6 protein-coding genes are annotated in these 7,671 nt (G+C 63.0%); all 6 read right to left on the bottom strand.

Annotated elements, in window-relative coordinates:
* Positions 1 to 33: 33 nt before the first annotated feature.
* The 6 genes from Q1V60_RS03605 to Q1V60_RS03630 are packed head-to-tail and all read right to left on the bottom strand — an operon-like array spanning position 34 to position 7,411.
* Complete coding sequence (locus tag Q1V60_RS03605; RefSeq protein ID WP_300627492.1) at positions 34 to 1,044, bottom strand: chemotaxis response regulator protein-glutamate methylesterase; 1,011 nt, start codon at positions 1,042 to 1,044, stop codon at positions 34 to 36.
* Entirely contained in the window at positions 1,041 to 3,326 is a 2,286-nt protein-coding gene (locus Q1V60_RS03610; protein WP_300627494.1) for a hybrid sensor histidine kinase/response regulator, read from the bottom strand. The genes Q1V60_RS03605 and Q1V60_RS03610 overlap by 4 nt, the downstream gene beginning before the upstream one ends.
* Positions 3,323 to 4,024: a chemotaxis protein CheW gene (locus Q1V60_RS03615; protein WP_300627496.1), complete on the bottom strand. Its 702-nt coding sequence runs from the start codon at positions 4,022 to 4,024 to the stop codon at positions 3,323 to 3,325. The genes Q1V60_RS03610 and Q1V60_RS03615 overlap by 4 nt, the downstream gene beginning before the upstream one ends.
* Positions 4,021 to 5,280 (bottom strand): CheR family methyltransferase, encoded by a 1,260-nt coding sequence (locus Q1V60_RS03620; protein ID WP_300627497.1) that lies wholly within the window; start codon positions 5,278 to 5,280, stop codon positions 4,021 to 4,023. The genes Q1V60_RS03615 and Q1V60_RS03620 overlap by 4 nt, the downstream gene beginning before the upstream one ends.
* A complete protein-coding gene (locus tag Q1V60_RS03625; RefSeq protein ID WP_300627499.1) occupies positions 5,277 to 5,789 on the bottom strand; it encodes a chemotaxis protein CheW in 513 nt (170 codons plus the stop codon). Before Q1V60_RS03625 ends, Q1V60_RS03620 begins: the two co-directional genes overlap by 4 nt.
* Complete coding sequence (locus Q1V60_RS03630) at positions 5,789 to 7,411, bottom strand: methyl-accepting chemotaxis protein (RefSeq protein WP_300627500.1); 1,623 nt, start codon at positions 7,409 to 7,411, stop codon at positions 5,789 to 5,791. The genes Q1V60_RS03625 and Q1V60_RS03630 overlap by 1 nt, the downstream gene beginning before the upstream one ends.
* Between the last annotated feature and the right edge of the window lie 260 nt (positions 7,412 to 7,671).

Here is a 7,671-nt window from a genome sequence, read left to right on the forward strand (position 1 = left end):
CTACCTGCAAGCCAGCACGACGGAGATTTTCGATCATGTTGCAAAGACCTCCAGCAATCGCGGTGCAATTCTATCCAGTGGGCGAATTTCAACGGCGGCGTCAATCGCCGCCGCCGCTTTGGGCATGCCATACACTGCGGAACTGTGCTGGTCCTGAGCGATGGTCAAATATCCTTGTTCCCGCATCAATTTGAGGCCCTGGGCGCCATCGCGCCCCATGCCGGTCAGCAGCACGCCGACGGCGTCGCCGTTCCAATGGCTGGCGACACTTTCGAAAAACACATCGATGGAGGGCCGGTAGATCTCGTTCACCGGCTCTGCGGTATAGGCTAGCGTGCCATTTTTCAACAAGCGAATATGGTGGTTGGTGCCGGCCAGCAATACCACGCCGTTTTGCGGCGGCTCCCCTTCACGGGCCAGGCGCACCGGCAGGCCGGAAGCACTGCTCAACCACTCGGCCATACCGGCGGCGAACACCTGGTCCACATGCTGGACCAGCACAATGGCGGCGGGAAAGTCACGAGGCAAACCTTTGAGCAGCGCTTCGAGGGCCGCCGGGCCGCCCGCCGACGAGCCAATAGCCACCAAGCTTTGCCGATGGCCGATACTGCGCTGCGGCGCGGTTTCAGCGCGCACGCGGCTGCCACGCTGGCCGACCAGCCAGCCGATATTGAGGATCTTGCGCAACAACGGCGCCGCCGCATCCCTGGGATTGCCCACGCCCAGCGCCGGCGTGTCCACCACATCCAACGCGCCGTGCCCCATGGCTTCAAAGACACGGCTGACATTGGCCTGGCGGTCCACGGTGACAATCACAATCGGACATGGCGTGTCGGCCATGATCCGGCGCGTGGCTTCCACGCCGTCCATCACCGGCATGATCAGGTCCATCAGGATCAGGTCCGGAGTCACCTCAGCGCAACGCTGCACCGCTTCCAGGCCATTGCTGGCCACCCACACCAGTTCATGGGCAGGTTCGAAACTCAAGGCGCGACGCAAAGCCTCGACGGCCAATGGCATGTCATTGACGATCGCAATCCTCATGCCCGGGCGCCTCCGATCAGTTCAGCCACGGCGTCGAGCAAGGCATCGTCGTGGAAGCTGGCTTTGGCTAAATAATAGTCGGCGCCGGCGTCGAGGCCGCGGCGTCGGTCTTCTTCACGATCTTTGTAGGAAACCACCATCACCGGCAACGATTGCAGGCGACTGTCACGGCGCAAGAGTGTGACCAATTCAATACCGTCCATGCGGGGCATATCAATGTCTGTGATAAGCAGGTCGAAATCCTCGGAACGCAATGCGTTCCAGCCATCCATTCCATCGACCGCGACGGCCACTTCATAACCGCGATTGAGCAATAACTTGCGTTGCAGCTCGCGCACGGTCAGCGAGTCGTCCACCACCAGCACCCGCTTGCTCGGTGCTTCGGTGGCCTCCCGGCTATGCCGGGCGATGCGTTCCAGGCGGCCGGTGTTGAGCAGCTTGTCCACCGAACGCAGCATATCTTCCACGTCGACGATCAATACCACCGAGCCATCGTCGAGCAATGCCCCGGCGGAAATGTCCTGGACCTTGCCCAGGCGATCATCCAGCGGCAACACCACCAGGGTGCGCTCGCCGATAAAGCGTTCCACGGCAATCCCATACACCGCATCGCGCTCGCGGATCACCACCACTTTCAACGTATCCGAAGGGGTTTGCCCCGGCGGGCGCTGCAACAGCTGACTGGCGGCGACCAGGCCGACATGCCGGCCCTCGTGCCAGAAATGCTGGCGGCCTTCCAGTTGCACAATGTCCTCGGGCGCCAAGTCGCACATGCGTTCGATGTGCGCCAACGGGAAGGCATATGCCTCTTCGCCGACTTCCACCACCAGACTGCGCACCACTGACAAGGTCAACGGCACTTCCAGATGAAAGCGACTGCCCTGCCCCGCCGTCTGCTCCAGCACCACCGCGCCGCGCAGTTGACGCACCATATGCTGTACCGCGTCCAGGCCCACGCCGCGACCGGACACTTCGGTCACTTTGTCGCGCAAGCTGAAACCCGGCAGGAACAGGAACGTCAGCAGTTCCTCCTCGCTCAAGCGCAGCGCGGTGTCCACCGGGGACAGGTGTCGGTCGACAATGGTGCCGCGCAGGCGCTCAAGATCGACGCCGCCACCGTCATCGCTCAATTCCAGCACCAGCAGCCCGGCTTGATGCGACGCGCGCAGGCGAATCAGGCCTTCCGTCGACTTACCCGCCAGCAGCCGCTGCTCGGGCATTTCGATGCCGTGGTCGACGGCGTTGCGTAATAAATGTGTGAGCGGCGCTTCGAGCTTTTCCAGTACGTCGCGGTCGACCTGGGTCTTTTCCCCTTCGATCTCCAGGCGCACTTGCTTGCCCAGGCTGCGACCGAGGTCGCGCACCATGCGCACCTGCCCGGCCAGCACATCGGCAAACGGGCGCATGCGACAAGCCAACGCGGTGTCATAAAGCACCTGGGCGCGTTGGCCGGCCTGCCAGCCGTACTCGTCCAGCTCGGCATTTTTTTCCGCCAGCAGCGCCTGGGCTTCGCTCAACAAGCGCCGAGTATCGGCCAGGGCTTCCTGGGCCTCGTGGTTCAAATCGACGACCTTGAGGTGGCCCTCCAGAGTCTCCAAGGCGCGCAGGCTGTTGCTTTGAATGCGTTTGAGGCGCTGCATGCTGGCCAGGTAAGGCTTGAGTCGCTGGGTTTCCACCAGCGACTTGCTGGACAGGTCCAGCAGGCTGTTCAAGCGCTCGGCCGTGACCCGCAGCACGCGCTCGCCGCCTTCGGTCATGCGTTTGCTCTGGCGCGGCGGCTCGCTCATGGCGCCAGCTACCGGTTCAAGTTCCCGCGGCGGCGCTTCGATCACCGGCGCGGGAGCCGGCGTGGGCACGGGATCGGATGGCGGCGCGACCATGGCGGTGGATTGCGCCGGGTCCAGCAAGCGCTCCATCAGCGCCACATAGGCTTGGATATCCGCCGCTCTGACGTCATTGCCCGGAGTGGCGATACGCATCAGCAAATCGGTGCCCTGCAGCAACGCGTCGATATGTTCGGGTTGCAGGTACAACCGGCCTTCCTGGGCGCTGACCAGGCAATCTTCCATCACATGAGCCACGCTGACGCCAGCATCGACGCCGACAATCCGCGCCGCGCCCTTGAGCGAGTGCGCGGCGCGCATGCAGGCCTCGAGCTGGTCGGCCTGGGTCGGGTTACGCTCCAGGGCCAGCAGGCCTGCGCTCAGTACCTGGGTTTGCGCATCGGCTTCCAGGCTGAACAATTCCAATAGCGAGGCATCGCGCATCTGCTCGGGGGTCATGCGAGGCTCCGGGTCACGGCGGACAGCAATTGGGCCTCGTCCAGCCAGCGCAGGCTGCGGCCTTTCCACTGTAATACACCCTGGGTGAAGCGCGCGCTGGCCTGGGTACCGGAGGCCGACGCGGCGTTCAACGTGCGCTCATCGATGGCATGGATGCCATCCACCTCGTCCACCGGCACCACCACCGGGCCGTCCTGCGCCGCAATAATCAACATGCGCGGCATGATACGCCCGCCGGTGGCGCCGGTACCGGTGCTGTCCAGGCCGAGCAACTCCACCAGCGACAGGCAGGCCACCAACGCCCCGCGCACGTTGGCCACGCCCAGCAACGCCCGGGAGCGCTGGTGAGGCAAGGAGTGGATCGGTTGCAATGGCGCCACTTCCACCAGGCAACGGGTGGCGATGCCCAGCCATTCTTCGCCGAGGCGGAACATCAGCAACGAGCGGGTGGCCGTCTGATTATCGAGCTCGCCGGCCGCCTGCACACGACGATCGTCCTGCTGCAGCGCATAGCGGTCGAGCAGGCGCGTGGCGGCGGCGGAATACACCGAGCAGTTGCGGCAATGAATGTGGTCCGCCAGCAACGGGCAGGATTTGTCGCCATGAATGCCGATGCGGTTCCAGCAGTCATCAATGGCTTGGGTCTCGGCCAGGGTCAGGCCCAGGCCTGCGGTGTCGAGCGCGTCAGGGCTACTCATCGTTTGGACTCACTGTCAGCTCGCTCGCTACGCACGGCGCGCGCCTGCAAACGGCGCGCTCCCGCACTGTCGCCCTGGGACTCGAGCAGCGCGGCCAGGTGCATCAAGGCCTGCGGATGCTGCGGTTCCAGGTACAAGGCTTTGCGGTAATACCCCTGGGCCTCCAGGACGCTGCCGGCTACATCGCTGAGCAAGCCCAGCCAGTAGAACACTTGGGCGACCGGTGGATGGCTGCTCAAATAGCGCTCGCATGCAGCACGGGCCTCGGCACTTTTACCTTCATTGGCCAAGGTGGCGATCTGGTTGAGCAGCTCGCCGGCCTGGGTGGGCGTCGCTTTCACCTGAGCCGCCTGGGTACCGGCCGTACTGAACGGGCGCGGCTTGAGGGCTATTGGCGCCGGGCTGCGCGACGGTGTGAGCGCCGACATCGGTACAAACGCCGGGGCGGGCGCGGCCGGCTCCACATGCCGACTGAACGCAAAAGACTGCGGCACGCCAATCGAACGCATGCCATGGCGCCCCAGCAGGCTGCCTTCGGCCGGGCCGATAAACAGCACGCCGTCCACATGGGTCAGCTCCTTGAGCACATCAAAGACCTGCTTCTGGGTGGGCTGGTCGAAGTAGATCAGCAGGTTGCGGCAGAACACAAAATCGTAGGCAGGCTCGTTGGCCAACAGGGCCGGGTCGAGCAGGTTGCCGACTTGCAGGCGCACTTGTTCGCGAACCCGGTCGGCGATGCGGTAAGCGCCGCCGTCTTCAGTGAAGTAACGGCCGCGAAATTCAAGATCGGCACCGCGAAAGGAGTTCTTGCCGTACACACCGCGACGGGCACGCTCCACGGACAGCGGGCTGACGTCTATCCCTTGCACTTTGAATTGGTGCGGCGCCAAGCCTGCGTCAAGCAACGACATGGCAATCGAATAGGGTTCTTCGCCGGTGGAACAGGGCAGGCTGAGAATGCGCAAGGCACGCATTTGTTTGATTTCGTCCAAACGCGCTTGGGCCAGGCGGGCCAGGGTTGCAAAGGACTCGGGATAGCGGAAAAACCAGGTTTCGGGAACGATCACCGCTTCAATCAACGCTTGCTGCTCATCATGGGAGGCGCGCAGGAGCTGCCAGTACGCATCCGCTGTCTGCGCCTGGGACACCTGGCAACGCTGGCGCACCGCGCGGTCGATGATCGCCTCGCCCACCGAGGCGACGTCCAGGCCGATGCGTTCCTTCAGGAAGGCCGAGAAGCGCGGATCACTGCTCATAGGCTCAACTCGTTGGAGAACAGCAAGGCGCGCACGTCTTCGCTCAACAGCTCGGCCACGCCAATGCATTGCATCAAGCCCAGCGCATCTTCTCGCACCGGCCCCAGGTACGGCGCCTGGCGGTTATCCACGCCATAGGGCTGGAACTCGGCGGGGTCGCAGCGCAGGGTGTCGGTGGCCTGCTCCAGAATCAGCCCCAGCCAACGCGCTTCGCTCCACGGCTGCGGCTGATAACTGACCAGCACCAGCCGCGTGCTGGTACGGGCTTGGGCCGCGGCTCCGAACGTCAACGCGCTCAGGTCGATGACCGGCACCAGCGCGCCACGATGGGCAAAGATACCCGCCACCCACGCCGGTGCATGGGCGATGGGTTTGAGCGGCAGGCGCGGCAGCACTTCGACCACTTCCGTCGCCTTGAGGGCAAAGCGTTCACTGCCGATGTTGAACACCAGAAACAACGCCTTTTTCGCTGCCGGGACGGCGCCGCGTTTAGCCGCAAGGTCGCTCATCAGATTTTGAAACGCGACACGCCGCTGCGCAGACCAACCGCAACCTGGCTCAGTTCATCGATGGCAAAGCTGGCCTGGCGCAGGGACTCGACGGTCTGGCTGCTGGCATCACCCAGTTGCACCAGCGCGTGGTTGATCTGCTCGGCACCGGTGGCCTGGGCCTGCATGCCTTCGTTGACCATCAACACACGCGGTGCAAGGGCCTGCACCTGATGGATGATTTGCGACAGTTGCTCCCCCACTTGCTGCACTTCAAACATGCCTCGGCGCACTTCCTCGGAGAACTTGTCCATGCCCATCACGCCTGCCGACACCGCTGACTGGATTTCACGCACCATCTGCTCAATGTCGTAAGTCGCGACGGCGGTCTGGTCGGCCAAGCGGCGAACTTCGGTGGCGACAACGGCAAAGCCGCGCCCGTATTCACCGGCTTTCTCGGCCTCGATGGCCGCGTTGAGCGACAGCAGGTTGGTCTGGTCAGCCACTTTGACGATGGTCACCACCACCTGGTTGATGTTGCCGGCCTTCTCATTGAGGATCGCCAGCTTCGCGTTGACCAGGTCGGCGGCGCCCATGACCGAGTGCATGGTTTCTTCCATGCGGGCCAGGCCCTGCTGACCGGAACCGGCTGCGACCGAGGCTTGGTCGGCGGCGGTGGACACCTCGGTCATGGTGCGAACCAGGTCCTTGGAGGTGGCGGCGATTTCGCGGGAAGTGGCGCCGATTTCGGTAGTGGTGGCTGCGGTTTCGGTGGCGGTGGCCTGTTGCTGCCTGGACGTGGCGGCAATCTCGGTCACCGACGTAGTGACCTGCACCGACGAGCGCTGCGCCTGGGAAACCAGCGCCGTCAGCTCGGTCATCATGTCGTTGAAGCCGGTTTCGACGGCGTTGAATTCGTCTTTGCGCTCCAGGTTCAGGCGCTTGCTCAGATCGCCGGTGCGCATGGTTTCGAGGATATCGATGATGCGCTTCATCGGCGCCGTGATGGCGCGCATCAGCAGCAGGCCACACAGCGCAGCGGCAAGAATCGCCAGCAGCAGCGAGACGCCCATGCTGACTTTCGCGGCCCCGACCGCATTATCGATGGCGGCGGTGGCGTCATCGGAGACCTGCTTGTTTTCGCTGATGATGTCATTGAGTTTCGCGCGGCCTGCGACCCAGGTGGGTGTCAGTTGCTCGCTGAACAACCTGAGTGCCTCGGCGCTGTTGTTGCTCTGCTGCGCCTCAAGCACCTGGCTGAGCACCTGATTGTAGCGCTGGTGAAGTTTTTCGAAGGCATCGAAGTCGCTGCGGTCCTGAGTGAAATTGATCGTTTTCGTGTAATCGACCATGTACTTCTCAAGGCGCGCCTCGAAAGATTTGTAGTCCTGCTTGTCTTCCTCGGAAATGCCCTGGTTCTTGTGGATCCCGACCAACTCCTGGGTTTGCAGGTAGCTGTCGACCCACGCGCTGCGAATCATCGAACTGAAAAACACGCCAGGCACGGCGTCGTCCCGGACCAGATTTGCGCTGGTTTCGATTTTCAGCAACCGCGAATACGAGAGCACGACCATCAGCAGCATGATCGCAATAATTACCGCAAAGCTCGCCAAAATCCGTTGGCGCAGGGTCCAGTTCTTCACAGTAATTCCTCGCAGGGCCATTCAAATGGAGGGGAGTATAGCTGAGCGATGGCGTCTGTTATTTATTGGTTTTCGCGCCGTGAGCCCTCCCCTTGAGCCCTGCGCGGGGTAAATGTGAGAGCGGGCTTGCCCTAATGCCAGTCAGTTAAGACAGAACCGGTCCCTGTGGCGAGGGAGCTTGCTCCCGCTGGACTGCGTAGCAGTCCCATTTTTGGGGCCGCTTCGCGCCCCAACGGGAGCAAGCTCCCTCGCCACAGGTC

Origin of the sequence: Pseudomonas sp., from assembly GCF_030147005.1 — a bacterium.
GTDB lineage: Bacteria > Pseudomonadota > Gammaproteobacteria > Pseudomonadales > Pseudomonadaceae > Aquipseudomonas.